Annotated in this window: 24 protein-coding genes and 1 tRNA gene; 17 read left to right on the top strand and 8 right to left on the bottom strand. The window is 69.3% G+C overall.

Translation table 11 applies throughout. From position 1 onward, the window contains the following. Positions 1–7 precede the first annotated feature (7 nt). From ACIBH4_RS05610 to ACIBH4_RS05545, 14 genes are all read left to right on the top strand, one after another. Entirely contained in the window at positions 8–652 is a 645-nt protein-coding gene (locus ACIBH4_RS05610; RefSeq protein WP_362509395.1) for a SurA N-terminal domain-containing protein, read from the top strand. A gap of 8 nt (positions 653–660) precedes the next feature. Then, entirely contained in the window at positions 661–1,599 is a 939-nt protein-coding gene (locus ACIBH4_RS05605) for a MazG family protein (RefSeq protein ID WP_362509398.1), read from the top strand. A 388-nt stretch (positions 1,600–1,987) separates the two neighbouring features. Then, a complete protein-coding gene (gene eno / locus ACIBH4_RS05600) occupies positions 1,988–3,265 on the top strand; it encodes a phosphopyruvate hydratase (protein ID WP_350950000.1) in 1,278 nt (425 codons plus the stop codon). An 87-nt stretch (positions 3,266–3,352) separates the two neighbouring features. Then, positions 3,353–3,763 (top strand): septum formation initiator family protein, encoded by a 411-nt coding sequence (locus tag ACIBH4_RS05595; protein WP_362509402.1) that lies wholly within the window; start codon positions 3,353–3,355, stop codon positions 3,761–3,763. A 42-nt stretch (positions 3,764–3,805) separates the two neighbouring features. Continuing rightward, entirely contained in the window at positions 3,806–4,354 is a 549-nt protein-coding gene (locus ACIBH4_RS05590) for a DUF501 domain-containing protein (protein WP_362509405.1), read from the top strand. Beyond that, the gene (locus ACIBH4_RS05585; RefSeq protein WP_362764021.1) at positions 4,351–5,310 is read left to right on the top strand and encodes a Ppx/GppA phosphatase family protein; all 960 of its coding nucleotides are present in this window, start codon (positions 4,351–4,353) and stop codon (positions 5,308–5,310) included. Before ACIBH4_RS05590 ends, ACIBH4_RS05585 begins: the two co-directional genes overlap by 4 nt. 168 nt (positions 5,311–5,478) lie before the next feature. Further along, the gene (locus tag ACIBH4_RS05580; RefSeq protein ID WP_362509409.1) at positions 5,479–6,636 is read left to right on the top strand and encodes a hypothetical protein; all 1,158 of its coding nucleotides are present in this window, start codon (positions 5,479–5,481) and stop codon (positions 6,634–6,636) included. 286 nt (positions 6,637–6,922) lie between these two features. Next, positions 6,923–7,723, top strand: coding sequence for a uracil-DNA glycosylase (locus ACIBH4_RS05575; RefSeq protein WP_362509410.1), 801 nt, complete (start codon positions 6,923–6,925; stop codon positions 7,721–7,723). A gap of 169 nt (positions 7,724–7,892) precedes the next feature. Next, the gene (locus ACIBH4_RS05570; RefSeq protein ID WP_362509413.1) at positions 7,893–9,209 is read left to right on the top strand and encodes an FAD-dependent oxidoreductase; all 1,317 of its coding nucleotides are present in this window, start codon (positions 7,893–7,895) and stop codon (positions 9,207–9,209) included. A gap of 222 nt (positions 9,210–9,431) precedes the next feature. Then, positions 9,432–9,504 (top strand) — tRNA-Leu (locus ACIBH4_RS05565). Between the two features lie 212 nt (positions 9,505–9,716). After that, positions 9,717–10,100 carry a helix-turn-helix domain-containing protein gene (locus ACIBH4_RS05560; protein ID WP_362509416.1) on the top strand — a complete coding sequence of 128 codons (384 nt, stop codon included), beginning with the start codon at positions 9,717–9,719 and terminating at the stop codon, positions 10,098–10,100. 147 nt (positions 10,101–10,247) lie between these two features. Then, the gene (locus ACIBH4_RS05555; RefSeq protein WP_362509419.1) at positions 10,248–11,033 is read left to right on the top strand and encodes a Bax inhibitor-1/YccA family protein; all 786 of its coding nucleotides are present in this window, start codon (positions 10,248–10,250) and stop codon (positions 11,031–11,033) included. 187 nt (positions 11,034–11,220) lie between these two features. After that, positions 11,221–11,448, top strand: coding sequence for a DUF4287 domain-containing protein (locus ACIBH4_RS05550; RefSeq protein WP_350950018.1), 228 nt, complete (start codon positions 11,221–11,223; stop codon positions 11,446–11,448). Between the two features lie 68 nt (positions 11,449–11,516). Then, positions 11,517–11,927, top strand: coding sequence for a PPOX class F420-dependent oxidoreductase (locus ACIBH4_RS05545; protein WP_362509422.1), 411 nt, complete (start codon positions 11,517–11,519; stop codon positions 11,925–11,927). Positions 11,928–12,032: 105 nt separating this feature from the next. Here the strand turns inward: ACIBH4_RS05545 and ACIBH4_RS05540 are convergent, their stop codons facing one another. From ACIBH4_RS05540 to ACIBH4_RS05530, 3 genes are all read right to left on the bottom strand, one after another. Further along, positions 12,033–13,253: an acetyl-CoA C-acetyltransferase gene (locus tag ACIBH4_RS05540; RefSeq protein ID WP_362509425.1), complete on the bottom strand. Its 1,221-nt coding sequence runs from the start codon at positions 13,251–13,253 to the stop codon at positions 12,033–12,035. A 214-nt stretch (positions 13,254–13,467) separates the two neighbouring features. Continuing rightward, positions 13,468–14,811 carry a PQQ-binding-like beta-propeller repeat protein gene (locus tag ACIBH4_RS05535; RefSeq protein WP_362509428.1) on the bottom strand — a complete coding sequence of 448 codons (1,344 nt, stop codon included), beginning with the start codon at positions 14,809–14,811 and terminating at the stop codon, positions 13,468–13,470. Positions 14,812–14,870: 59 nt separating this feature from the next. Beyond that, on the bottom strand, positions 14,871–15,845 hold the full coding sequence (locus ACIBH4_RS05530; RefSeq protein ID WP_362509431.1) for an SGNH/GDSL hydrolase family protein: 975 nt from the start codon (positions 15,843–15,845) through the stop codon (positions 14,871–14,873). Positions 15,846–15,979: 134 nt separating this feature from the next. Here ACIBH4_RS05530 and ACIBH4_RS05525 point away from each other — a divergent pair, with 134 nt between their 5' ends. Next, the gene (locus ACIBH4_RS05525) at positions 15,980–17,350 is read left to right on the top strand and encodes a cystathionine beta-synthase (protein ID WP_362509434.1); all 1,371 of its coding nucleotides are present in this window, start codon (positions 15,980–15,982) and stop codon (positions 17,348–17,350) included. A 24-nt stretch (positions 17,351–17,374) separates the two neighbouring features. Here ACIBH4_RS05525 and ACIBH4_RS05520 read toward each other — a convergent pair whose 3' ends face one another. Continuing rightward, a complete protein-coding gene (locus tag ACIBH4_RS05520; protein ID WP_362509437.1) occupies positions 17,375–18,670 on the bottom strand; it encodes a histidine kinase in 1,296 nt (431 codons plus the stop codon). Between the two features lie 319 nt (positions 18,671–18,989). On the opposite strand from ACIBH4_RS05520, the gene ACIBH4_RS05515 reads away from it, so the two are divergent. Next, positions 18,990–20,129, top strand: coding sequence for a cystathionine gamma-synthase (locus ACIBH4_RS05515; RefSeq protein WP_362509440.1), 1,140 nt, complete (start codon positions 18,990–18,992; stop codon positions 20,127–20,129). Between the two features lie 211 nt (positions 20,130–20,340). On the opposite strand, the gene ACIBH4_RS05510 is transcribed toward ACIBH4_RS05515, so the two are convergent. Together ACIBH4_RS05510 and ACIBH4_RS05505 are read right to left on the bottom strand one after the other, a co-directional pair. Then, positions 20,341–20,769 carry a hypothetical protein gene (locus ACIBH4_RS05510; protein WP_362509444.1) on the bottom strand — a complete coding sequence of 143 codons (429 nt, stop codon included), beginning with the start codon at positions 20,767–20,769 and terminating at the stop codon, positions 20,341–20,343. Between the two features lie 170 nt (positions 20,770–20,939). Then, on the bottom strand, positions 20,940–21,128 hold the full coding sequence (locus tag ACIBH4_RS05505) for a hypothetical protein (protein WP_362764024.1): 189 nt from the start codon (positions 21,126–21,128) through the stop codon (positions 20,940–20,942). 272 nt (positions 21,129–21,400) lie between these two features. Between ACIBH4_RS05505 and ACIBH4_RS05500 the strand changes: the two genes are divergently transcribed. Next, positions 21,401–21,823, top strand: coding sequence for a DUF6292 family protein (locus ACIBH4_RS05500; protein ID WP_362509450.1), 423 nt, complete (start codon positions 21,401–21,403; stop codon positions 21,821–21,823). Positions 21,824–22,021: 198 nt separating this feature from the next. Here the strand turns inward: ACIBH4_RS05500 and ACIBH4_RS05495 are convergent, their stop codons facing one another. After that, positions 22,022–23,965, bottom strand: a complete 1,944-nt coding sequence (locus ACIBH4_RS05495; RefSeq protein ID WP_362509453.1) for a hypothetical protein — start codon at positions 23,963–23,965, stop codon at positions 22,022–22,024. A gap of 9 nt (positions 23,966–23,974) precedes the next feature. After that, the gene (locus ACIBH4_RS05490; RefSeq protein ID WP_362509455.1) at positions 23,975–25,372 is read right to left on the bottom strand and encodes a sigma 54-interacting transcriptional regulator; all 1,398 of its coding nucleotides are present in this window, start codon (positions 25,370–25,372) and stop codon (positions 23,975–23,977) included. Positions 25,373–25,515 lie beyond the last annotated feature (143 nt).

Raw genomic sequence — 25,515 nt, 5'->3', positions numbered from 1 at the left:
AAAGCATGTGAAGTCGACTCGAATCCGCGTCATCCTTGCGGTCGCCGCCGTCGGTGTCGCGCTGACCGCCTGCTCTCCGAACCAGGCCGGTGCCGCGGCCATCGTGGGCGGGGAACGCATCAGCTCGGGCGAGCTGGACAGGAACGTGCGGGAGTACGAGGCGGCGCTGGCCAAGGCCGGCCTCTCCTCCTCGCAGCTGCAGTTCCAGGACAGCGTCCCGCAGCTCGTGCTCTTCCAGCTGGCCAACGCCAAGCAGTACGCGCAGGTCGCGACGAGCAAGGGCATCACGGTCACCGAGGGCGAGGTCGACCAGGTGATCGCGGGCCAGGGCGGTCAGGAGAAGTTCGAGCAGCAGATGCTCCAGCAGGCCGTGGCGCCCTCGCAGGCACGTGAGTTCCTGAAGTCGCAGGTGATGGTCAGCAAGCTCGTCGCCAAGTACGGCGGCGGTACGGACGAGGCCGCCATCCAGCGAGGCCAGCAGCAGGCGATCAAGGACCTCCAGGCGACGCCGATCACCTGGAACCCCAGGTACGGCAAGCTGAACGAGGAGCGGAGCGAGCAGCAGCCGGGCGTCTTCGCCGACGCCGGCCGTTTCGGCACCGTCGGCGCTCCCGGCCCCGCCGACGCGCCGCTCGCGCCGCCGCAGCAGTAGCCTCCGGCATGTCGCTGATCGTCGTCACCACCTCGCCCCGGGTCGCTCCCGGACTGCTCAGCCGCCGCGCGTGGCAGGTCCTTGAGGAGGGCCCGGTGCGCACCGGGTCCGCCGACCACCCGCACCTGCCGTACCTGGCGGAGGCGGGGGTCGAGGTCGAGGTGGTCGCCTGCGACCCGGCCGCGCTGGTCCGCGAGGCCGTTTCGGGGACCGTCGTGTGGCTGGAGGCCGACGAGGCGCTGATGCGCTCCATCGGCTACGCCGCGGTGGCGCTCGACGACCCGCCGGTGATCGAGGTCGTGCCGGGCTCGTACGACCTGCCGGGCGCGCGACTGCTCGACCTGGTCTCGGTGATGGACCGGCTCCGGGTCGAATGCCCGTGGGACGCCCGCCAGACCCACGAGTCCCTCGCCCCGTACCTCATCGAGGAGGCCTACGAGGTCCTGGAGACGATCGAGGAGGGCGACCGCGCGGCGCTGCGCGAGGAGCTGGGCGACCTGCTCCTGCAGGTCGCCTTCCACGCGCGGGTCGCCGCGGAGGGGCCGGAAGGGTTCGACATCGACGACGTGGCCGAGGGCATCGTCGCCAAACTCGTCCGCCGCCACCCGCACGTCTTCGCCGACACCCGGGTCGAGGGCGCGGGGGAGGTCAGCGCCAACTGGGAGACCATCAAGGCCGCCGAGCGCGCGGCCAAGAACGGTGGCGACCCCGGTTCGGTCGTCGACGGCGTCCCGATGGGTCAGCCGGCGCTCTCCCTCGTCGCGCAGCTCCTGCGCCGCACCGAGGGCGTCGGAGCCTCGGTGGCCCTTCCCGAGGGGGTCCCCGCCGACGGTGTGGGCGCGAGGCTCTTCGAGCTCGTACGGCAGGCTCAGGCGGCGGGACTCGACCCGGAGGCCGAACTGCGGGCCGTCGCGCGTGCCTATAAGCGACGCTTCGCGTCGCGGTGAGGCCGCTCTTGTCCGGCTCCTTCCCTCGTCGAGGAAGGTCGCTCGTTCCTCACGACCTCCCTCTCCTCAGTCCAGTCGCCGGCGCGGCCTCACGGGGTAGTCCCGCGAGGAAAGGCGGGTTGGGCGTGTCCTCAGGGGTCCTTGGGGGGTGTTCCCGGGGCTTGTTGGGATGCGGCGGTGAGCCATTTGGTGGCGGTTACCCCGGTTGAGGCAGGCATGTTCTTGGGGCGGTTCTTGATGGGGGTGGGGCATGGTGGCGGTGGGGCATGGTGGGAGGTTTGTATGGAAATTGCGCGAACATTGTTCGGCGGTGGCCCGGTCGCCGTGTCGGTATGGGGATCTCGATAGGCTTCCGAGGCAAACTGTCCTGCGACTTTAGGAGCGCTTCGTGGCTTCCATCGAGGGCGTTACCGCCCGAGAGATCCTTGACTCCCGGGGCAACCCGACGGTTGAGGTCGACATCCTCCTGGACGACGGCAGCCAGGGGCGTGCCGCGGTTCCCAGCGGCGCGTCCACCGGCCAGTTCGAGGCCGTCGAGCTGCGTGACGGCGACGAGCGCTACGGCGGCAAGGGTGTCGAGAAGGCCGTTCTCGGTGTGACCGACGAGATCGCCGACGAGATCCTCGGGTTCGACGCCGCCGAGCAGCGCAGCATCGACCAGGTGATGATCGACCTCGACGGCACGCCCAACAAGGCCCGTCTGGGCGCCAACGCGATCCTGGGTGTCTCGCTCGCCGCGGCCAAGGCCGCCGCGGAGAGCGCCGAGCTGCCGCTCTTCCGCTACCTCGGCGGTCCGAACGCGCACGTGTTGCCGGTGCCGATGATGAACATCCTGAACGGCGGCGCGCACGCCGACAGCAACGTCGACATCCAGGAGTTCATGATCGCCCCGATCGGGGCGGAGACGTTCCGCGAGGCCGTGCGGATGGGCACCGAGGTCTACCACGCCCTCAAGTCCGTCCTCAAGGAGAAGGGGTACGCCACCGGCCTCGGCGACGAGGGCGGCTTCGCGCCGAGCCTGCCCTCCAACCGTGACGCGCTCGACCTGATCCTGGTCGCCATCGAGAAGGCCGGATACGTCGCGGGCGAGGACATCGGGCTCGCCCTGGACGTGGCCGCCTCCGAGTTCCACTCGGACGGCGTCTACACCATCGACGGCAAGGGCCTGTCGGCGACCGAGCTGATCGCCTTCTACGAGGACCTGGTCGCCAACTACCCGCTGGTCTCCATCGAGGACCCGCTGGACGAGAGCGACTGGGAGGGCTGGAACGCCATCACCCGCGCGCTGGGGGACAAGGTCCAGCTGGTCGGTGACGACCTGTTCGTGACGAACCCCGAGCGTCTGGGCCGCGGCATCGCCGAGGGCACCGCGAACGCGCTGCTGGTCAAGGTGAACCAGATCGGCACCCTGACCGAGACCCTCGACGCCGTGGACCTGGCCCACCGCAGCGGTTACCGCTGCATGATGAGCCACCGCTCGGGCGAGACCGAGGACACCACGATCGCCGACCTCGCCGTGGCCACCAACTGCGGCCAGATCAAGACCGGCGCCCCGGCCCGCTCCGACCGGGTGGCCAAGTACAACCAGTTGCTCCGCATCGAGGAGCTTCTGGACGACGCGGCCCGTTACGCGGGTCGCGCCGCGTTCCCGCGCTTCCGGCGGTAGTTTCTTCTGGCGGCTCGCGCCCGGATCCGGGCGCGAGCCACACCGCGGACGAGCGTCGGTACGGAGCGTGGAGACGGAGGAGGACGCATGGCGGCACGACCACAGTTGACGGGACGGGCCGCGGTGCTCGCGATCGTGGTGTGCGCGATCGCGATGAGCCTCGCCTACCCCATCAGGGAGTACGTCGCCCAGCGCCGCCAGATCGCCCAGCTGGAGCAGGAGAAGGCGAGGGAGATCGCCGCGATCAAGGCCCTTGACGACCGCTCCAAGCAGCTCCTCGACCCCGGCTTCATCAAGCGGCAGGGCAGGGAGCGTCTTTTCTACTGCGATCCAGGGCAGAAGTGCTACGTCGTCATGGGGGGCTCACCCTCGCCGGGTAAGGGCACGACGGGTGAGCGCAAGGCCGTGGCCAGGCCGCCGTGGTACGAGACGCTGTGGGACTCGGTCAAGGCCGCCGACAGCGGCGGGGGGCAGAAGGCGGCCAAGTCCGCCGGGTGACGCCGATACCCTGGTTGTCGTCTTTCAGGGGGGTGTCCACGAATGGTTGACGACCGCGACGTGGCGGCGGTGGAGCGACAGCTCGGCCGGACGCCGCGAGGACTGCGGAGGGTGGCGCACCGCTGCCCGTGCGGGCTTCCCGACGTCGTCGAGACCGCCCCGAGGCTGCCCGACGGATCGCCCTTCCCGACCCTGTTCTACCTCACCTGCCCCAGGGCCGCCTCGGCCATCGGCAGGCTGGAGACCTCGGGGATGATGCGGGACATGCAGGCCAGGCTCGCCGAGGATCCGGAGCTGGCCGAGGCGTACCGGGCGGCACACGACGACTATGTGGCGCGTCGCGACAGGGCGGCCGCCGAGGATGGCCTGGAGCCGCTGCCCCGTGACATGCAGAGCACCGGGGGCATGCCCACCCGAGTTAAGTGCCTGCACGCCCTGGTCGGGCACGAGCTCGCGGTGCCGGGCGGCAACCCCTTCGGCCGCGAGGCCCTCGACGCGCTCGGCGACTGGTGGTCCGCCGGGCCGTGCGTCGACCCACCCGTAGCCCCGTGTGCCGAGGCCGCGGCACCGACCTCGAAGGAGACAGAGTGATCCGCGTCGCCGCGATCGACTGTGGCACCAACTCCGTCCGCCTGCTCGTCGCCGACGTCGGCAGGGACAGGCTGATCGACCTGGAGCGCCGGATGGAGATCGTCCGGTTGGGCCAGGGGGTCGACAGGACCGGCAGGCTGGCGCCGGAGGCCCTGGAGCGTACGTTCGCCGCCATGCGCGGCTACGCGGGCCTCATCGGCGGGCTCGGAGCCTCCTCGGTCCGCGTGGTCGCCACCAGCGCGACGAGAGACGCCGCCAACCGGCAGGACTTCGTGGACGGCGTACGCGACATCTTCGGCGTGGAGCCCGAGGTGATCACCGGTGCGGAGGAGGCGGAGCTGTCGTTCGTCGGGGCCACCCGCGATCTGGTGCGCTTCTCCGAGGAGACGGGCCTGCCCGCCCCCGAGGGCACCCGCCCTCCGTACCTCGTGGTCGACATCGGTGGCGGCTCGACCGAGTTCGTGCTCGGCTCGACGCACGTGGAGGCCGCGCTCTCGGTCGATATCGGGTGCGTCCGGCTGACCGAGCGCCACCTGCGCGACGCGGGCGACCCTCCGTCGGCGGAGGCGGTCGAGGCGATGACCGCCGACATCGACGACGCGCTCGACCGGGTCGCGGCCGAGGTGCCCGTGGAGCGGGCGCTGACGATGGTCGGGCTCGCGGGATCCGTGACCACCGTTGCCGGAATAGCGCTTGAGCTGCCGGAATACGATCCGAAGAAAATTCACCACTCGCGAATTTCTGCAGGTCAGGTGCATGACGTCGCCAAGCGCTTGCTTGGAATGACCGTTGAACGGCGGGCTGCGATTCCCCTCATGCACCCGGGAAGGGTCGACGTGATCGGGGCGGGGGCGCTCATCCTGGACCGAATAGTGACCCGCTACGGCTTCGGAGATGTGGTCGCCAGCGAGCACGACATCCTCGATGGCATCGCGTGGTCGATTGCTGACTCGTAGCGAGATCTAGACAATTAACCCGTTTAGGGAGTATTGAGGAAAGCTTCCCGTTTATGGTTAGGTAAAGAAGCTTTAGTGAGGCTTTGCCGTAGGGCCCGGCACAGCTGTTGTCGGGGCGGCAACCGTCTCCCGAGCAATCTTGCTTCCCAACGAACGGAGCATCCCCTCATGAAGTCCGGACTAGCCACCAAGCTAGCCGCAGCAGGAGCCAGCGCGGCCATGCTGGCGACGATGGCAGTAGGCATGCTGGCCACGCCCGCAGCGGCGGCCAGTGGTTCGAGCCAGGCGGGTACGGTGGCCTCGGCCGCCGGCAAGCCGAAGCCGGCCGTCTCTGTCGGAACCCCCAAGGCATCGCCCTCGAAGTACAAGGGTGAGTGCCCCGTCGGCGTGACCTTCTCCTCGAAGATCAAGGTGAAGGCCGTCAAGAGCAAGACCACGGTCGCCTACCGGTGGCTGCACGGTGACGGCTCGAAGAGCAAGGTGAAGTCCTTCACCTTCCGCGGCAAGGGCGTCAAGAGCTTCACGGTCAAGGAGAAGTCCACCTTCAAGGGCAACGTCAAGGGCTGGCAGGCCATCCAGGTCCTGTCCCCGCGTGGCGCCACCTCCTCGAAGGGCCACTTCTCGGTCACCTGTGGCTCCAACGGCGACAAGGAAGAGGTCGTCGTTCCCCGCCGCGTCGACGCCGACGCGTGGGTCGACGAGGGCAACTGCCAGGCTGCCCTGATCGGTCGCATCACCGCCACCGGTACCCGCTGGGTGCACTACCGCTGGGTCGTCAACGGCGAGGTCGTCGAGCGTGACGCCGTCCGCGTCAACGGCTCGCGCAAGGTCGTCCACGTGATCAAGCCCGGTGAGGACTTCAGGGGCTGGGCCGTGCTGCAGGTCGTCGGCCCGGTGAAGGCGTCCTCCAACCGCGTCCACTTCAAGATCTGGTGCAAGGACACGTCGCCGAAGGTCTGGGCGTCCGTGGACGGTCCGTCCTTCTACGCGGGCACCTGCCCGACGACCCGCACCTTCACCGGCACGATCGGCGCGAGCGGCCGCACCACCGTGAGGTACCGCTGGATCAGCGACGGTGTGGCGGGCGACTGGAAGTACGCCCACTTCAGTGGCTACGGCTCGCAGAGCCAGAGCGTGTCCGACAGCTGGAGCGCCTCTGCCTCCGGCGAGTCCAAGCGCGCGATCGAGATCTCCGGTGGCCCGACCACCGGCACCGCGGTCGGCAAGGTCTTCTGCAAGCACCCCCCGAAGCCGACCCCGACGCCGACCCCCACCCCCAGCGTCACCCCCACCCCCACTCCGGCCGTCACCGAGACCTCTTCCTGAGGACACGGTAGGTCGAGGTAGCGCGCCCGGCGGCTGACGCCGGGTCGCGTCCCGAGTGAAACAGGCGGCGCCCGCACCCAGCGGGCGCCGCTTCTCGTTTTCCCACGCGACCTTCCGGGCTTCCCTGAGGCTGGAGGTGGGCCGGGCGCTCTCGAGCGGGGTACACGAGGGCGTGAATCGAGTGCTCCCGTGCCGGACGTCGTGAGGGCGTGAACCGGGTGCTCTCGCGTGCCGGGCATCGCGAGCGTGGACCCGGCGCTCTCCCGTGTCGGGCACCATCGAGGACATGAGCTACGTTCCTCCTGGATCCGGCTGGCCCGGTGACCCCGCCCAGCCCGGCACCCCCGTCGCCCACGACCCCGCCGAGGTGCGAAAACTCGCGGGGGAGAGCCGTACCCTCGCGGAGCTCACGGCCGCGCAGTCGGTCTGCCGGGCCTGCCCGCGCCTGGTGGAGTGGCGCGAGGAGGTGGCGACGGTGAGAAGGCGGGCGTTCGCGGAGGAGACCTACTGGGGCCGGCCCATCGCGGGGTGGGGCGACGAGAGGCCCGAGGTCCTCATCGTCGGGCTCGCCCCGGCGGCGCACGGCGGCAACAGGACCGGGAGGATCTTCACCGGAGACCGCAGCGGCGACTGGCTGTTCGCCTCGCTGTACCGGACGGGTCTGGCCGTACAGGAGACGAGCCTTCGCGCGGACGACGGCCAACGGCTCATCGGCGCGCGGATGGTGGCCGCGGTCCGGTGCGCACCGCCCGCCAACAAGCCCGAGCCCGCCGAGCGCGCGGCCTGCCTCCCCTGGCTCTCCCGCGAGGTCGACCTGGTCTCGGCGGAGGTACGGGTGGTCGTCGCGCTGGGAGGTTTCGCCTGGCAGGCGATCTGGCCCGCGCTGAGGGACGCCGGGTACGCCCTGCCGCGGCCGAGACCGCCCTTCGGGCACGGTGCCGAGGTGGAGATCACCTCTCCACAGGGAAATCCCGCGCGCCTTCTCGGCTGCTATCACCCCAGCCAGCAGAACACCTTCACCGGCCGGGTGACCGCACAGATGCTCGACGATCTCTTCAGCAGGGCGAACGTGCTTCGGGGCTTGTGAAGTCGATCACAAAGAGAAGATTGATCGGAATTCTCCTGAGAAGAGTGATGTTTTTAGCTGATGACGGAAATTACCACCAGCTTGCCAGGTAGGCGGCTGGTGCGATGGGAAGCGTGAGCGTATCCTTGTGAAAGGTTTCACAAGCCTCGAAGCTAAGGACAGTGTCGAAGTGAACCGCAACTCCAAGCACATCGTGGTCGTGGGTGGAGGCTATGTCGGCCTCTACACCGTGCTGCGCCTGCAGCACACCCTCCGCAGGGAACTCCGCGATGGAAGCGTGCGCATCACCGTCCTGACCCCCGAATCCCACATGACCTACCAGCCCTTCCTCCCCGAGGCCGCCGCGGGAAACCTCTCGCCCCGGCACGTGGTCGTCCCGCTCCGCCGCGTGCTCTCGAAGGCGACGATCCTCAACGGCAAGGTCTCCAAGGTCAACCACGCGGCCAAGACCATCACCTTCGCCCCCAACGTCGGCACCCCGCACGAGATCGACTACGACATCGTGGTGATGGCCGCCGGATCGATCTCCCGTACGCTCCCCATCCCCGGCCTGGCCGACGCCGCGATCGGTTTCAAGACGGTCGGCGAGGCGATCGCGCTGCGCAACCGGGTGCTCGAACTCCTCGACCGGGCCGAGAGCGACGACGATGAGGCCCTGCGCAGGCGCGCCCTGACGTTCGTCGTGGTCGGCGGGGGCTTCGCCGGCGTCGAGGCGCTCGCCGAACTGGAGGACATGGCGGTCGACGCCACCCGCTACTACCGCAACATCTCCCGCGAGGACATGCGCTGGATCCTCGTCGAGGCCACCGATCGCATCCTTCCCGAGGTGGGCCCCGAGATGGGCGCGTGGACCGCCGAGCAGCTGCGCGAGCGCGGCATCGAGGTCAAGATGAACACCCGCCTCGATTCCTGCGAGGGCGGCCTGGTCAAGCTCTCCGACGGCGACGAGTTCGAGTCGGCCACCATCGTGTGGACCGCCGGCGTGAAGCCGAGTCCGGTCGTCAACGCCGGAGACCTGCCCCTCGACGAGCGAGGCAGGATCAAGACGACCGCCCGTCTCACCGTGGTCGGCGTCGAGGACGCCTACTCGGCGGGAGACGTGGCCGGGGTGCCCGACCTGACCAACCCCGGCCAGTACTGCGCGCCCAACGCGCAGCACGCCGTACGACAGGCCAAGGTCCTCGCGGACAACATCACCCGGAGCCTGCACGGGCAGGAGCTGGTCGACTACCGGCACAGGTACGTCGGCTCCGTCGCCGGGCTCGGCCTTCACAAGGGGGTCGCCAACGTCTACGGGATCAAGCTGCGCGGGCTCGCCGCGTGGTTCATGCACCGCACCTACCACCTGTCGCGGGTTCCCACCTTCAACCGCAAGGTCCGGGTGACGGCCGACTGGACCCTGGCGCTCTTCTTCAAGCGGGAGACCGTTTCTCTCGGAGAGATCGAGGAACCGCGCACGGAGTTCCGCGCCGCGGCGAGCAACTGAACGTCCGAAGGGCGAACAGACTCCCCGGACTTCGTGGTGAACCGAACTCCCGAACCCGGAGGTGGCCGACGAGGCCCACCTCCGGGTTCGCCGTTCCCGGCGATGTGCTATTCCTTGACCGGGTCCCCCGAAGGCGGGACGATCCACAGATTCTCAGCGGAAGTGATGCGACGGTTGCCTTGAGCAGTTACGCATGAGTGGTCCGTTACGTATGATTACGGCGCCCCCGTAGCCCAATGGCAGAGGCAAACCCCTTAAAAGGGTTCGAGTGAGGGTTCGAGTCCCTCCGGGGGCACTCATGGTGATCTGCGGAACAAGGCCCGCGACCAGTGAAAACGTGGTCGCGGGTCTTTTCGTGTTATCCGGCTCCGCGTGGCCCGTGCCGAACGGTCGGGAGGGCCTCTCCCAAATGTGCTCGCAAAACTTTTGGAGTTACATAACTGTGATCATTCTCGGTCGAGTGGAGAGGGTCGGGATTCGATAGATCCCTGGTATAAAATAGTAACCATGAGTAGCGAGGCGAACCTGGAGTCCGTACTGGGGGCGAACGGGGTCGCCCGGCAGTTGATCGGTCATATAGGGGACAAGTGGTCCCTGCTGGTGATCGCGGCGCTGGGGCACGAGGCCCAGCGCTTCTCCCGGCTCAAGGCGCGGATCGAGGGGATCAACCAGCGCATGCTGACCCGGACGCTACGGGCCCTGGAGCGTGACGGCATTGTCGAGCGCAACGTCTACCCGACCTCGCCGCCCACGGTGGAGTACGTGCTCACCAGGATGGGGCGCGACCTGTCGGTGGCCGTGACCGGCATCTGCGAGTGGGCGCGCCGCAATCTCGAAGAGGTCGAGGCGTCGCAGCGGCTCTTCGACGAGCGAGCGGCGAGACAGATGTGAGGCCCGGGAACCGAAGGCGCCACCTGTTCGTTGGCACCATCGGCGGTAGCCGTACGGTCGCCTGGACAACATGGACATCAGCACGATACGGCCGTGTGACAACCGATCTAATACGCTGATCGCGTAGGTCGCAGCGTGGAGGCAGCGATGGAGAGCAAGAACCCCGTATTCAGTCGGCAGGCCAAGGGCCAGCAGCAAGGCTGGGGCATGCCGACCCCCACCCCTGACCAGCTTCAGGGCATGTACAACACGCCGTCATACGCGCCGCCTGCCCAGCGGACGATGACGATTGACGACGTGGTCGTGCGTGGTTTCATCACGCTTGGCACGCTTGTCGTCTCGGCGGCGGTCGCCTGGGTGCTCAACCTCGGCATGGTCGCGGCGATCGCCGGTGTCATCGTCGGCCTGATCCTCGCTCTGGTCATCTCGTTCAAGTCCAGCACCAACCCCGTTCTGATCCTCGGCTACTCGGTCGCCTACGGCGTCGCCGTCGGTGTGATCAGCCACGTCTACAACGATCTGTACAGCGGCATCGTCTTCCAGGCGGTGGTCGGTACGGCTCTGGCCTTCGCCGCCATGCTGACCGTTTACTCGCTGCGCATCATCCGCGTGACGCCGAAGTTCACCAAGTTCGTCGTGGCCGCTGGGCTGGGCCTGATGGGCCTCATGCTCATCAACCTGGTCGCCGGGTTCTTCATCGAGGACGGCATCGGCATCCGCGCGGGCGGCCCGCTGGCCTACGTGTTCAGCATCGCCGCGATCCTCATCGGCTGCTTCTTCCTCCTCCTCGACTTCGACCAGGTCGAGCAGGGCGTGAGGAACGGGGCTCCGGAGAAGTACTCGTGGCTGATGGCCTTCGGCCTCACCGTCACCCTGGTCTGGATCTACCTGGAGATCCTGCGCCTGCTGAGCTACTTCTCAAGTAGCGACTGACGACAGCGCCGAGAGGGCCCCGCCGGACGTGTTCCGGCGGGGCCCTCTCGCTTTTTCCTGCGACGGATGAGTGAACGGAAGGCAAAGGGGGATGGGCGAACCACGAAGGAAGAGAGCATCTCGGGGCTTGCTATCTGGGCTTTCGTGATGCACTGTCGAGCAAAGGAGCCTATCCGTGGAGGTGCCCATGTCGTTGAACCACTCGATGGAGACGCAGAGCAAGCTGATCGCCAGGGTTCCGGACATCACCGGACGTGCACTCCCAGAGTGGTTTCAAGCCATCGACAACGGCCCGTCGTTCCTTCGCTGTGACGAGCGGGCCACCTGGCTCGCCAACGAGCACGGGCTGACCCACGGCTACGCCGCGGCCATCGTGCACGAGCACGAGCGGCACCGCCGTACCCGCCACCTGTAAGCCGTCTATCTCCGTGAAGCCCGTGCCACCTCGGTGGTGCGGGCTTCGGCGTGGGTCATGATGGAGTCATGGATCATGACAAGGCGCGCGGGTTCATCCGCGCCAACCACCGAGCGGTCATGCTGACCTCGCACGCCGACGGCCGTCCGCAACTCTCCCCGGTCACCGTGGGGCTCGACGCGCAGGGGAACGCGATCGTCAGCACCAGGGAGACGGCGGCGAAGGTACGCAACCTCCGCAGGAACCCGCAGGTCTCGCTCTGCGTGACGACCGACGCCTTCTTTGGTGAGTGGATCCAGATCGACGGCGTCGCGGAGATCGTCTCCCTACCCGAGGCGATGGATCTCCTTGTCAGCTATTACCGTGACATCTCCGGCGAGCACCCAGACTGGGACGACTACCGGGCCGCGATGGAGCGGGAACGGCGGGTGATCCTGAGGATCGCGATCACCCGAGCCGGCCCCGACGTGCACGGCTGACCGCGTCCCGGGACACACCTCGGTCGCACGCTCGCCTCGCCGACGTGGTCCGCGTCGGGAGATCCCCCGGTACGCGGTGTCCGACGACACCGCGTACGGCAGGGTTCAGCTGAGGCGTTCCAGGACCATCGCCATGCCCTGGCCGCCGCCGACGCACATGGTCTCCAGGCCGATCGACCTGTCGTGGAAGGCGAGGCTGTTGATCAGAGTGGAGGTGATGCGGGCGCCGGTCATCCCGAAGGGGTGCCCGATCGCGATGGCGCCGCCGTTGACGTTGAGCCGGTCGATGTCGATCCCGAGGTCCTGGTAGGACGGGATGACCTGGGCGGCGAACGCCTCGTTGATCTCGACGAGGTCCACGTCGCCGATGGCCATGCCCGCCCTGGCCAGGGCCTGCTTCGAGGCCTCGACCGGGCCCAGGCCCATGATCTCGGGGGACAGACCGGTCACCCCGGTGGAGACGATCCGGGCGAGCGGGGTGATGCCGAGTTCGGCGGCCCGGGTGTCGCTCATCACGATCACGGCGGCGGCGCCGTCGTTCAGCGGGCAGCAGTTACCCGCGGTGACCGTGCCGTCGGGCCGGAAGACCGGCTTGAGCTGGGAGACCGCCTCGTAGGTGGTCCCCGCCCGAGGGCCGTCGTCCTTGCTCGCCACGGTCCCGTCGGGCAGGGTGACCGGGGTGATGTCCTTCTCCCAGAAGCCGTTGGCGATGGCCTTCTCCGCCAGGTTCTGGGAGCGGACACCGAACTCGTCCTGCTCCTGCCGGGAGACGCCCTTCAGCCCGGCGAGGTTCTCCGCCGTCTGGCCCATCGCCACGTAGACGTCGGGCATCCGGCCGTCCTCGCGCGGGTCGTGCCAGACTCCCTTGCCACCCTCGGCGGCACTCGCCGAGCGGGCCTGGGCGTCGACGAAGAGCGGGTTCGTCGTGTCGGGCAGCGAGTCCGAGCTGCCCTTGGCGAAGCGGGAGACGCACTCCACGCCCGCGGAGACGAACACGTCCCCCTCGCCCGCCCTGATCGCGTGCAGGGCCATCCGGGTGGTCTGCAGCGAGGACGAGCAGTAGCGGGTCACGGTGGTGCCCGGCACGCCGTCCAGGCCGAGCAGGGTGGCGACCACGCGACCCATGTTGAAGCCCTGCTCGCCGCCCGGCAGGCCGCAGCCCAGCATGAGGTCGTCGATCGTGGTCGGGTCGAGCTGGGGGACCTTGGCGAGCGCGGCCTGGATGATCTGTACGGTCAGGTCGTCGGGGCGGATGTCCTTGAGGGACCCCTTGAAGGCGCGTCCGATGGGCGAGCGCGCGGTCGCGACGATGACTGCCTCGGGCATGTGGCTCTCCTGGGTTGGTGTCTGCTCCTCCTGCGGAGCGTACCGCGCGGTATGTCCAAAACCGCGCCCAGGGGCGTTGAAACAGAACTTTGTACGGGATGCGCGAGGCCCCTTCCCATCCGGAGGCGGGAAGGGGCCCGGTCGGGAACCGGCCGCCCCGTCGGTGACGGGTGACCGCGATACCGCCGAAGACGCCGGAAGGTGGCCGGGGATGTCAGCCGTACATGCCGGGGGAGGTGCCGTCGCCGTCCCTGATCCCGTGGAGACCGCCCTTCTCGTCACGCCACATCCGCCAGCCGTTCTGACTGCCGGTGAACCAGAGGGGCGGGGCACCCGAGCCGGACACCCGCTTGCCGTCGGCCAGCCTGTACTCGCACAGCGAGGCCACCGAGTAGAAGCCGGGGTTCTGGCCCTTGATCGCGAGCGGCTTGGGATCGGTCACGCAGAAGGACCAGGCGCGCTCGTCCTTGACGTCGGCGGCGCGGGCGGTGGGAAGGTCGAAGGCGTTACCCGGCTTGCCGTGCCGCAGGAAGCCGACCTTCTCCATGCGAGGCGGGAAGGCGAGCCACCAGCCCGCCTCGGGCACCTGCTCGGCGGAGATCTGGCCGAGCACCCGGCCGCTCTCGGCCTCCAGTCTGGCGAAACCGCCGTACCGGCCCTCCTGGTCGACCGGGCGGACCACCGGGGCGAAGCCGGGACTGCCGCTGGGATAGACGCGGACCACCGACGGGCGCATCCAGTTGACCGTGCCGTCGGAGAGCTTGACGGAGAACAGGCCGAAGGCGGAGACCTTGCTCGTCTTCGGATTGGTGTAGGGGGCGACGTATCCGACGAGGTTTCCCGCCGTCGCGCCGAAGGACCACCCCCCCGACAGGTCGACTCCGGCGCCGAGGGGCTGCTCGACGGGGAGTCGCCAGATGACCTTGCCGCTCTTGAGGTCGTGCGACTCCAGCACGGGGTGGCGGGCGAGGCGGAGGAACACCACGCGCGAGGCGTCGGACCACTCGGCCTCGGCGATGCCGGGGATCTTCCATATGGCCTTGCCGGTGGCCGGATCGAGGACGACGACGCGGGCGCTCGCGAGCGCGGTGTTCTCGGACACGCACACGAACGCCCCGCACCGCTGCGGGCCGAAGGTGGAGTGCACCGGGCGACGCCACCTGCGGGCCCCGGTCCTGGCGTCCAGGCCGACGAGCGTGGCCTTCCACCGGCCCCGTCTGGCGGGGTCGATGGTCACCGCGACGGTCTGTCCGGTGGAGGTCTCGACGATCGCGGGGGCGGGCACCCCCATGCCCGGCAGGCGGCCCGCCATGGTCGAGGGGTGGGCCCACAGCTTCCTGCCCGTGGCGAGGTCGAGGGCGACCGTCTCCAGCGTGCCGTCGGGCTTCATCGAGGTCGTCGTGGCGACGCCGCCGGCGGCGGTGGTGCGGCTGACCGCGTTCACCTCGGTGTTGTGCCAGGTGGGATGGTCGGGGGTGGCCGCTTCAGTGCCGGAGCAGCCGCCCAGGGTCAAAGCTCCGGCGAGCACCAGGGCCGGTTTCGCGAGGGGCCGGATCACGGGTATTCCACTCCAATGCGGGCGAGGCGTTACGGCTTCGCAGCGGAGGGTGACCGTGTTCAGGCGTCGTTGGGCCGCATCCACGGCCTTCGGCCGAGTATGGTCACCCACCGTCCGTGAGGTCCGGTCGCTCGCCCGGCGACACGGGTCGCGGAGACCTCGGCGCCGGGCTCCTCCGCGGCCTTGGCCGCCGCGAGGTAGATCGACTCAGTGCGCCGGACCCGGGGCTCGGGCCAGAGTTCCAACGCACTGCATACGGAAGGTAGCACCGCGTAGGCGATCTGGAGATAGCCTTGGGTAGATGGGTGAAAACGATCAAGGCCGAACATCTCCGTGGGGTTCGTGTCGAACTCCGGCCCCAGCAGGTCGGCGAAGGCCACCGTCCGCCCGCCCGCCTCGACCACGGCGACGGTCTGCGCGGCGGCGAGCTGGCGGCTCCATCGCCGCGTCACCCAGCGCAGAGGCTGCGCGATCGGCCGGACCGTGCCCAGGTCGGGGCAGGTGCCCACGACCACCTCCGCCCCCGCCTCCCGCAGCCGTTCGACCGCCTTGCGCAGGTGCCGTACGGCCTGGGCGGGCCTGCTCTGCGAGGTGACGTCGTTCGCCCCGATGAAGATCACCGCGATCTCGGGCCTGGCCTTCAACGCCTTGTCCACCTGCTCGCCCAGCTCCGCGGAGGTCGCTCCCGACCTGCCCGTCACGGTGAGCCGCACCGGCCGCTCGGCGATCACGGCCAGCCCGTTCGCGATCAGCACGGCGGGTGTCTCCGCGGGTTCGGAGGTGCCCAGCCCGACGGAGGTGGAGTCGCCGAGCATGACCATCCTGACGGGCTCGCCGTGGAAGGCCCCGTACACCCCGTCCGACGGCGGTCCCTCCATGCCGTGCGGGCGGCCGACGGTGCGGCGGGCCACCAGTGCCTCGGCCAGCAGCAGGCCGTAGGTCGCCACGCCGAGCGCGGTGAGGCCCCCTCCACCCAGAGCGGCCGCCGCGGCGACGCGGCGGGCGACTCGCGCCGTACCCGGTGTCCAGCTCACGTGGCGTTGCTCCCTCCGTACGGGGCGGTAGCGTTGCCTTTGGTGACACAGCCGAGTCCCTGCCACCCCTACGGGGATCGCGGCGATTACGACAACAAGCCGACCGAGCTTTGGTATTTCGAGGTGATATCCCGGTGCGCGTACATGACTCGCTTGTCGAACTGATGGGCAACACCCCTCTCGTCCGACTGAACAAGGTGACAGAGGGCATTTCCGCTCAAGTGCTGGCAAAGGTGGAGTATTTCAACCCTGGAGGGTCGGTGAAGGACCGCATCGCGGTCCGGATGATCGACGCCGCCGAGCAGTCGGGAGAGTTGCGGCCCGGGGGCACGATCGTGGAGCCCACCTCGGGTAACACCGGGATCGGCCTCGCCATCGTGGCCCAGCAGCGGGGATATCGCTGCCTGTTCGTGGTGCCCGACAAGGTGGCCCAGGACAAGATCTCCGTTCTGCGCGCCTACGGTGCCGAGGTCGTGGTCTGCCCGACGGCGGTCTCCCCCGACCACCCCGACTCCTACTACTCGGTCTCCGACCGGCTGGCCAGGGAGACGCCGAACGCCTGGAAGCCCGACCAGTACTCCAACCCGCGCAACACCGAAAGTCACTACCACTCCACCGGCCCGGAGATCTGGGACCAGACGGAGGGCAGGATCACCCACTTCGTGGCGGGCGTCGGCACCGGAGGCACGATCAGCGGCACCGGCCGCTACCTCAAGGAGGTCTCCGGCGGCCGGGTCAAGATCATCGGGGCCGACCCCGAGGGTTCCGTCTACTCCGGCGGCACCGGGCGGCCGTACCTGGTGGAGGGCGTCGGCGAGGACATCTGGCCGGCCAACTACGACACCACGATCTGCGACGAGGTCATCGCGATCTCCGACAAGGACTCCTTCAACATGACCCGCCGCCTGGCCCGTGAGGAGGCGCTGCTGGTGGGCGGCTCCTGCGGCATGGCGACGGTCGCGGCGCTGCGCGTGGCCGAGCGGGCCGGGCCGGACGACGTGATCGTGGTGCTGCTGCCCGACGGCGGCCGTGGTTACCTGTCGAAGATCTTCAACGACGAGTGGATGGCAGACTACGGCTTCCTCACCACCTCCAGCGAGGAGGGCCTGGTCAAGGACGTGCTGACCCAGAAGAGCTCCGGCATGCCGGAGTTCGTGCACACCCACCCGCACGAGTCGGTCGACACGGCCATCTCGATCATGCGCGAGTACGGGGTGTCGCAGCTTCCGGTGATGAAGGAGGAGCCGCCGGTCATGGCCGCCGAAGTGGTCGGCTCGATCCTGGAGCGCGATCTGCTCGACGCCCTGTACCGGGGGCGGGTGCGGCCGACCGACCCGCTGGCCGCCCACATGTCGCAGCCGCTGCCGACGATCGGCGCGGGGGAGCCGGTCTCCATCGCCGTCGAGGCACTGGAGAAGGCCGACGCCGCGGTCGTCCTCGACGACGGCAAGCCCGTCGGCCTGATCACCCGTCAGGACCTGCTCGCCTTCCTCGCCAGCCACTAGCCCGTTCTTCAGGAGGGGGCGGGGTCAGAGGGGAAACTCCGCCGCCACCTCCCAGGCCCCGGAGGGGGTGGGGCCGGCCAGGAGGCGTCCGCCGAGAGCCTCGACGCGCTCGGCCATGCCCACCAGCCCGAACCCGCCGCCGAGACGGGCGACCCTGACGTCGGCCATCGAGCCGTAGTTGCGCACCCGCAGCCGCACGGCGCCCCCGATGGGCGAGGTACCTTCACGAGGCGGGGCGCCCGTTGGGGCGGAGGTGGTGCGCCGGGCCCGCGGATCCTGGTCGTTCCCCGTATTCACGCGTACGCTCTCGGCCCAGGCACGCAGGTCGGAGCCGTCGGTGAGCTTCAGGTCCGCCTCGACCCAGTCGGTGCCCGGGGCGTGCCTGCGGACGTTGGTCAACGACTCCTGAAGGACCCGGTGGAGGGTGGTCATCACCTCCGGGGCGACGGTGCCCTCGGCGATGCCCTGGCCGATGTCGAAGGTGACCTGGGGGCCTGCGGCGGAGAAACGCTCGACCATCGTGCGCATGTCCATGAGGGTGCTGCCCGGTGAGCGGGCGGCCCCGTCCTCCGCGCGCAGCACGCTGACCAGGCGGCGCATCGAGGTCAGCGCGTCGGCCCCCGCGTTCGCGATCGCCTCCAGGGAGGGGACCACCGCCTCGGGTTTCTGCTCGGCGACGACCTTGGCGGCCTGGGCCTGCACCACGATCCCGGTGATGTGGTGGGCGACCAGGTCGTGCAGCTCCCTGGCCAACTCCAGGCGTTCGGACCGCCGTACCGTGTCGACGGCCTCCCTGCGGCGCTCCAGCTGGAAGCGGAGGTAGGCGCCGATACCGGCGGCGAAGGACCAGCAGACGAAGAGCAGGAAGCCCGAGGCCGTCGCCGGTTCCTCGCTCATGAAGTTCAGGCGGACGGAGGAGGTTTCGAGCACGATCATCGTCGCCAGGGAGAACAGTGCGGCCCGCCGCACCGGCTCGATCGCGCGCAGCCCGCCGACGGTGAGGACCAGCAGCGACCCGATCTCGGCCACGCCGGGACTGCCGTCGCCGTTGGTGATCCCGATGATCAGGGACGACAGGAACGACACCGTCAGCAGGGTGACGAGTCCGCCGACCCGCCAGCGGCGGCGTCGCGCCACCGCCACGACGCCCACCAGGCCGCACACGGGGCTCAGCAGCATCGCCGGGTTGAGGCCGCCCCTCGATGACATGATGGCCGAGACCACCATCACGTCGATCAGCAGGAGCAGGACGAGCCAGCCGATCAAAGCGATCTCGCTGAGTCTTTTGACCCAGTAGATCAGCCGGTTCGTCTCTCCCACGGTCCCCGAGCCTAAGCCTCGCGGAGGAGTGGTCATATCGGCCGTTCGGCCGAATCGTTCCCCGGGGAACCGGTCCTTCAGCGGAAGCGGCGCGGGGAGCCCCTCGCCGATGCTTGAGAGGTCGAAGGGGGAAAGAGATGACCATCATCGGGATAGTGCTCCTGCTCGCCGGGCTCGCGGTCGGTGCGGCCTTGACGCTCGCCGACCCGGTCCTGCTCTCGCGGATCGGCGGGGAGCGCGCGGAGTAGGCGGCCAGGAGTCCTTGGGCGGCGGTTTCCGCTGCCCTGGGGCACCCGCCGCCGCGAGTAACGTTGACCTCATGAACCAAGGATTCGAGACGCTGGCCATCCACGCAGGTCAGGAACCCGACCCCCACACCGGGGCCGTGGTACCGCCGATCTACGCGGTGTCCACCTATAAGCAGGACGGCGTGGGCGGGTTGCGCGCCGGATATGAGTACAGCCGGTCCGCCAACCCGACCAGGACCGCGCTGGAGGAGGCCATGGCCGCCGTCGAGGGCGGCAGCCGTGGTCTGGCCTTCGCCTCGGGCCTGGCCGCCGAGGACGCGGTGCTTCGGGCGATCTGCAGGCCGGGTGACCACGTGATCATCCCGAACGACGCCTACGGCGGCACCTACCGTCTGTTCGCGAAGGTCCACGAGCGCTGGGGGCTGCACTACGACCCGGCGCCGCTGGGTGACCTGACGGCGGTGGCGGCCGCCGTGACCCAGAAGACCAAGATTATTTGGGTGGAGACGCCCACCAACCCGCTGCTCGGCATCGCCGACATCGCGGCACTCGCCCAGCTCGCGACCGAGTGCGGCGCGCTGCTGGTGGTGGACAACACCTTCGCCTCCCCGTACCTGCAGCAGCCGATCGCACTGGGCGCGGACATCGTCGTGCACTCCACCACCAAGTACGTGGGCGGCCACTCCGACGTGGTCGGCGGCGCGCTCGTCGCGCGGGACGCCGGAGTGGGCGAGGAACTCGCCTACCACCAGAACGCGATGGGCGCGGTGGCCGGGCCGTTCGACGCCTGGCTGACGCTGCGCGGTCTCAAGACGCTCGGGGTGAGGATGGACCGCCACTGCGAGAACGCCGAACGGGTGGTGGACCTGCTGCTCGCCCATCCTCGGGTGACCTCGGTGCTCTACCCGGGCCTGGCCGACCACCCGGGGCACGAGGTGGCGGCCAAGCAGATGAGGCGTTTCGGCGGCATGGTCTCCTTCCGGATGGCCGGAGGCGAGGCCGAGGCCGTCGAGCTGTGCAACAGGACCAAGCTGTTCACCCTGGGCGAGTCGCTCGGCGGCGTGGAGTCACTGATCGAGCACCCCGGCCTGATGACCCACGCCTCGGTGGCGGGCTCGCCGCTGGAGGTGCCCGGCGACCTGGTGCGCCTGTCGGTCGGCATCGAGTCGATCGACGACCTGCTGGCCGACCTCAGCCAGGCGCTGGGCTAGGAGCAGGCGCCGTTCCAGGAGCCGGATCCTGGCCCGGGAACGGGCGCCCGGCCGGGATCGGGTGCTGGAACGGGTACGGGCGCCCGGCCGGGAACCGGTGCCGGGCAGGCGGCGGCCCCCGGGGCGGAAACGGGCGCGGCCGGGAAGCGGCCGTGGCTCGGAAACGGCTGCGGCTGCGGCTCAGAAAGGGGCGCGGCCGGAAAACGCGGGCTCAGGCCGGGCTTCCCCAGACCATCAGCACCAGGATGACCACCCAGATCAGCACGATCACGCCGGAGAGGGCGGCGATCCGGCCGACCTGCACCTTGGCGTCGTCGTCCGGGCTCTCATTGGTGAGGACCCGGATGGCGGTGCGCTGGTCCCGCTCCACCATGATCAGCAGTAGAGCGGCGACGATGAAAAGCGTCATGGATACCGACAGATACGGCCTTCCAAGGAATTCGCGGCCCAGCAGTGCCCCGAACAGGAAAACACCGATGGACGCGAAACCGTAGATGCGCGTGGTCTTGTGGAGATAACGCAGGACATCGACGTTCTTGGTGCGGATGAATCTGGGAGTGGACATCGTGGCGGCGGTGATCGGCCCCAGGGCGAAGATCGCGAAACCGATGTGCAACCAGAGCAGCAGGTGGTCTGTCATGCGCCAGACATTAGTATCCGGTGATCTCGTCTGGGTACGGCTCGCACGGTGTCACCCGACGGCGTTGGTCTTCCTCAATGATCGTTTGAAGGGTTTTCCCGCAGGGCGGGCGGACGTGCTCCTCATCCTTCGCTTTTTCGCGGGCCCCGTGGTCGAGATGTCGCCACCGTTCACGACAGGGACGATTCACCTTCGACGGTGTCGTACCTGCCCGGACGGCCGTCGTCGCGCTCATGGTCCGGGGCGCCGCGATCCGAGATCGCGTTCTCCTCACGCGCGTGTGGCACCATGCACACCTCGAAACAGACGCAGACGATGAGCATCAGCACCACGAGAACTCCCGCGAGCATCGGGCTCACTTCTTCCTCCTCCACAACCGTGTTCTTCCTTTACCGGGTAGACAGCGCAGACATCGATGCGGTTGTCACGAAAAGGTCACGCTTGGGGTGGGGGGTGGAATCGGTGGTACGCGATTGTCGATCTCCGCGTTCCGCGCGGAGCACGTCCGCGGCGTTAGTAGGATCGTGGGCGAGCTCGTTACCGTGTGATGAGACCGGCGGTGGTGAAACCGTGGTCGTGCCGGGCGGGCGTTCAACCAGACAGAGCAAGACGGCACAAGGGAGTGCCCGCCGTGGGTGTCAAACATGTTGAGCCGTATACCGAGGAGTGGCGCGACCAGCCGTCCCGCTACGCCGGCCTCGTCGTCGAGGCGCTGGGCGAGGCGGTCGAGAGCTGGTGGCAGGGTCCCTGCGACCCGCGCACCGTCACCATCCGCCTGACCGGCGGCGACGCGCTGGTCTGGGACGAGGAGAGCGGCTGGCGCCGTGGCCGCTACGCGAGCGGCGACCCCGCCACCCCCACGGTCCTCACCGACGACCGCTATCTCGGCGGAGGTCTCCTGCTCTCCCCTGAGCGGGTCCCCTCCGCGATCGCCGACGCCCGCGCGGGTGTCGGAAACAGCACGGCATGGCGGCCCTGCTACCGCTCCTACCGCCACTATCGCGACGGCCTCGATCTGGCGCTCGACGGATACGCCGCCTACGCCAACGCCTGAGCCCGCCTCGGGCCGTGAGCCCACGTCACCCCGGGTCCGCCTCGGCGGGTGCGGCGGGCCCGCAGGAATACGCCGACGCCTGAGCCCGCCTCGGGACGCGAGTCCACGTCACCCCGGGTCCGCCTCGGCGGGTGCGGCGGGCCCGCAGGAATACGGCAAGCCCGCCTCGGGCGTGAGTCCAACATCACCCCGGGCGCCTCAGCGGGTGCGGCGGGCCCGCAGGAAGTCGCTGACGACGTACTCGCCCAGGCGGTCGGCGCCGGGGGAGAAGACCCGGCCGCCGTTGCGCCGTCCGACCTCGTTCACGAACTCCTTCAGCCGCTCGTCGTCGGCGAGCATGAAGACGTTGAGCGTCGCCCTGCGCCGGGTCATCTTGTCGACCTCCGCGAGGGTCAGCTCCAGCGTCTCCTGGGTCGGTGGCCACTCGAAGGCCGCCGAGCCGTTGCGCCGCAGGTGGGCGGTGGGTTCGCCGTCGGTGACCACGAGCACGACCGGCTCGAAGTCGGGGTGGCGGTCCAGGTGGCGTCCGGCGATCAGCAGGGCGTGGTGCAGGTTCGTTCCCTGGACCATGTCCCACTCCAGCCCTGCCAGCTCGTCGGGCTGCAGCACCCTGGCGTAGTTGGAGAAGCCGATGATCTGCACCGAGTCCTGGGGGAACTTCGAGGCCACCAGCGCCTGCAGCGCCATCGCCGTCTGCTTGGCGGCGGCCCAGGTGCCGCGCAGCGCCATCGAGTAGGACAGGTCGACCAGCAGGCACACCGCGGCCGCCGTGCGCCGCTCGGTCTCGGCGACCTCGAAGTCGTCGACCGACAGGGTCACCGCGCCGCCCCCGCCGCGCCGGACCCCGTTGATCACGGTACGGACCACGTCGATCGGCTGCTCGTCGCCGAACCGCCAGGGCCGTGAGGACCCGGTGAGCTCACCGGCCGAGCCCGCGTCCACCTGGTCGTGGTCGCCGCGGCGCCCGCTCTCCAGGGAGGAGAAGACGCGGCGCAGCGCGGTCTCTCCCAGGCGCCGTACGGCCTTGGGGGTGAGCTCCAGCTTGCCGCGCCGGCGCAGGAGGTAGCCCTGCTGCTCCAGCTCGCGCTCGACCTGCCTGAGCGCCTCCAGGTCGTCGACGGCGGAGCGGCCCAGGGCGCGCCGGATCGCCGCCTCGTCGATGTCGTCCAGGCGGGCGCCGGGGTAGTCCTGGCGGAGTGCGGCCTCCAGCTGGGTCAGGTCGGCGAGCTCGTCCAGCGCGCTCACGGCGTCGGACATCCCCATCGGCTCGTCGCCGCCCAGCCGCTCCGGGGTGTTCCAGGCCAGGTCGGGGCGGCGGGCGTAGAGGGACTCGCCCAGGCGGCGCATCTGCTCGTCCAGCCCGGCCTGCTGGAGGGTCTGCTCGATCAGGTGGTCGAGCTCCTCGCGCTGGGCCGGGGTGAGGGAGGCGAGCAGGCGCTGGGTGGCCGCCGCCCGCCGGGCCAGGGTGTCGACCAACTCCTCCAGGTTCCGTGGCGACTCCGGGAACATGTCCCCGTATTTCGACATGAATTGCTCGAAGTCGGCCTGGGTGTGCTCACCCCGGGCATCCCGGTCGAGCATGTCGTTCAGATCGGACATCATCTCCCTGACCCGCTCCATCGCGGCCGGGTCGGGGTTGGCCAGAGACTGCCGCATGCCGCGGAACTGGCTGTCGAGCACCTCCCTGCGCAGCAGGTCGCGCAGCTCCTCGAAGGTCTGCCTGGCGGCGGCCGAGCGCCACCGGTAGGCGCCCAGCTCCCGGATCGCGCTCGCCGTGTCGTCGGGAAGAGCGGCCAGCTCCGCCTCGCGCAGCCGGGCCTCGTCGGAAGGGTCGGGGAACAGCTCGGCCCGCTCCTGGCCGATCGCCTTGTCCAGCAGCGCCCTGGCCCGCTCCAGCGTGCCGTCGATACGGCCGCGCTCGCGCAGCTCACGGCGCCGTCTCCGCACCTCGCGGAGAAGCTCCTCAAGGCCACGACGATCCTGCGCGCCCGGCAGGCCCTCCTTGAGCAGGTCGCGCAGGGCGTGGGCGGGGTTGGAGCCGGACAGGATCGCGTCACCCATCCGGTCCAGCGCGGAACGGACGTCGTACGGCGGGGCGAGCGGGTCGGGCCCGTCCCGGTATTCGCCATAGCGATAGCTCATGCGGACACCTCAGGTGCGGTAAACCGTCGTGCCGTCCACCTCGTCCTTGGACAGCCGACGCAGGAGGTAGAGGCCCTCCATGGCGAATTCCAGCGCGGCGGCGGCGTGCCCGGGGGACTCGTCGCCGATACCGAGCTGGGACATGATCTTTGCCAGGCCCGGAACGGGGCCGATCCTGCGCAGCAGCTCCCCTGCGGGGATCGCCACGCCCGACTCGACCTGGACGCCCTCGGAGAACTTCTCCAGCAGCGGGTTCAGGTCGCTGCCGCCGAGCGTGCCGCGGAACGTCTCGGCCACCGCCCTGCGCAGCAGGTGCGCGAGCACCTCGGTCTCCCGGCCCTCCTCGCTGACCTCGAACTCCACCTTGCCGCGCAGCGTGTGCACGATCCCCGGCAGGTCGGCGACCCTCGCCACCGCGTGATCCTCACCGGTCAGCGCCGCACGCCGTACGGCGGAGGCGGCCGCGGTCTCGGCGGCGGCGATGGAGAAGCGGGCCGAGACCCCCGAACGGGCGTCCACCGCGGTGGACTCGCGGACCAGCCGGGTGAAGCGGGCGATCACCTCGATCAGGTGGTCGGGCAGATCGGCGCCCACCTGGTCGAGCGCGGCCTCCTGGCGGATCAGGACCAGCTCGGTCTCGATCGACAGCGGGTAGTGGGTGCGGATCTCGGCACCGAAGCGGTCCTTCAGCGGGGTGATGATCCGGCCGCGGTTGGTGTAGTCCTCGGGGTTGGCACTCGCGATCAGCAGGATGTCCAGGGGCAGGCGCAGGTTGTAGCCCCTCACCTGGATGTCGCGCTCCTCCAGCACGTTGAGCAGCGAGACCTGGATGCGCTCCGCCAGGTCGGGCAGCTCGTTGACGGAGAACACCCCGCGGTTGCTCCTGGGGACCAGGCCGTAGTGGACGGTCTCCGGGTCGCCGAGCGTACGCCCTTCGGCGATCTTGATCGGGTCGATGTCGCCGATCAGGTCGCCGACGGAGGTGTCGGGGGTGGCGAGCTTCTCGCCGTACCGCTCGTCCCGGTGCTTCCAGGAGATCGGCAGCTCCTCGCCCATCTCGTCGGCCAGGCGGCGGCAACGGACGCACGAGGGTTCGTAGGGATGGTCGTTGATCTCGCAGCCCTCGACGGCGGGGGTCCATTCGTCGAGGAGCCCGGTCACGGTGCGGATCAGCCGGGTCTTGCCCTGACCCCGCTCACCGAGCAGGACCAGGTCGTGTCCGGCGAGCAGCGCTCGCTCCAGGTATGGCAGGACGGTGTCGTCGAAGCCCACGATGCCGGGGAACCGCGGCTCTCCTGCCCGCAGGCGGGTCAGGAGATTCTCACGGATCTCGGCCTTTACCGTACGGTGAATATGGCCGCTCGCGCGCAGCTCGCGCAGAGTACGTGGCTCTGGGATTTGAGGCACGGGATCGAGCCTACGTCCACAACGCCCGATCCGGCACTCTCATCCCTCTTTCGGATCTTGAGTATTGCGTGAGGGACAACGTGAGTGCTTGTCTCCCCAGTGGGGAGAATCGCTCCAAGACAAGGTATCGGCCGGTTCCCCCG

Source organism: Streptosporangium sp. NPDC050284 (assembly GCF_044459525.1).
Taxonomy (GTDB): domain Bacteria; phylum Actinomycetota; class Actinomycetes; order Streptosporangiales; family Streptosporangiaceae; genus Streptosporangium.
The sequence above is the reverse complement of the archived record's forward strand: the minus strand, read 5'-3'. Positions and strand labels throughout refer to the sequence as shown.

Bases quoted from the DNA above. Each gene is read 5' to 3' on its own strand.
- ACIBH4_RS05495 (WP_362509453.1), bottom strand. From the start codon at position 23,965: ATGAGCTATCGCTATGGCGAATACCGGGACGGGCCCGACCCGCTCGCC.
- ACIBH4_RS05580 (WP_362509409.1), top strand. From the start codon at position 5,479: ATGAAGTCCGGACTAGCCACCAAGCTAGCCGCAGCAGGAGCCAGCGCG.
- ACIBH4_RS05515 (WP_362509440.1), top strand. From the start codon at position 18,990: ATGAACCAAGGATTCGAGACGCTGGCCATCCACGCAGGTCAGGAACCC.
- ACIBH4_RS05555 (WP_362509419.1), top strand. From the start codon at position 10,248: ATGGAGAGCAAGAACCCCGTATTCAGTCGGCAGGCCAAGGGCCAGCAG.
- ACIBH4_RS05575 (WP_362509410.1), top strand. From the start codon at position 6,923: ATGAGCTACGTTCCTCCTGGATCCGGCTGGCCCGGTGACCCCGCCCAG.
- ACIBH4_RS05540 (WP_362509425.1), bottom strand. From the start codon at position 13,253: ATGCCCGAGGCAGTCATCGTCGCGACCGCGCGCTCGCCCATCGGACGC.
- ACIBH4_RS05510 (WP_362509444.1), bottom strand. From the start codon at position 20,769: ATGACAGACCACCTGCTGCTCTGGTTGCACATCGGTTTCGCGATCTTC.
- ACIBH4_RS05595 (WP_362509402.1), top strand. From the start codon at position 3,353: ATGGCGGCACGACCACAGTTGACGGGACGGGCCGCGGTGCTCGCGATC.
- ACIBH4_RS05605 (WP_362509398.1), top strand. From the start codon at position 661: ATGTCGCTGATCGTCGTCACCACCTCGCCCCGGGTCGCTCCCGGACTG.
- ACIBH4_RS05560 (WP_362509416.1), top strand. From the start codon at position 9,717: ATGAGTAGCGAGGCGAACCTGGAGTCCGTACTGGGGGCGAACGGGGTC.
- ACIBH4_RS05590 (WP_362509405.1), top strand. From the start codon at position 3,806: ATGGTTGACGACCGCGACGTGGCGGCGGTGGAGCGACAGCTCGGCCGG.
- ACIBH4_RS05545 (WP_362509422.1), top strand. From the start codon at position 11,517: ATGGATCATGACAAGGCGCGCGGGTTCATCCGCGCCAACCACCGAGCG.
- ACIBH4_RS05550 (WP_350950018.1), top strand. From the start codon at position 11,221: ATGTCGTTGAACCACTCGATGGAGACGCAGAGCAAGCTGATCGCCAGG.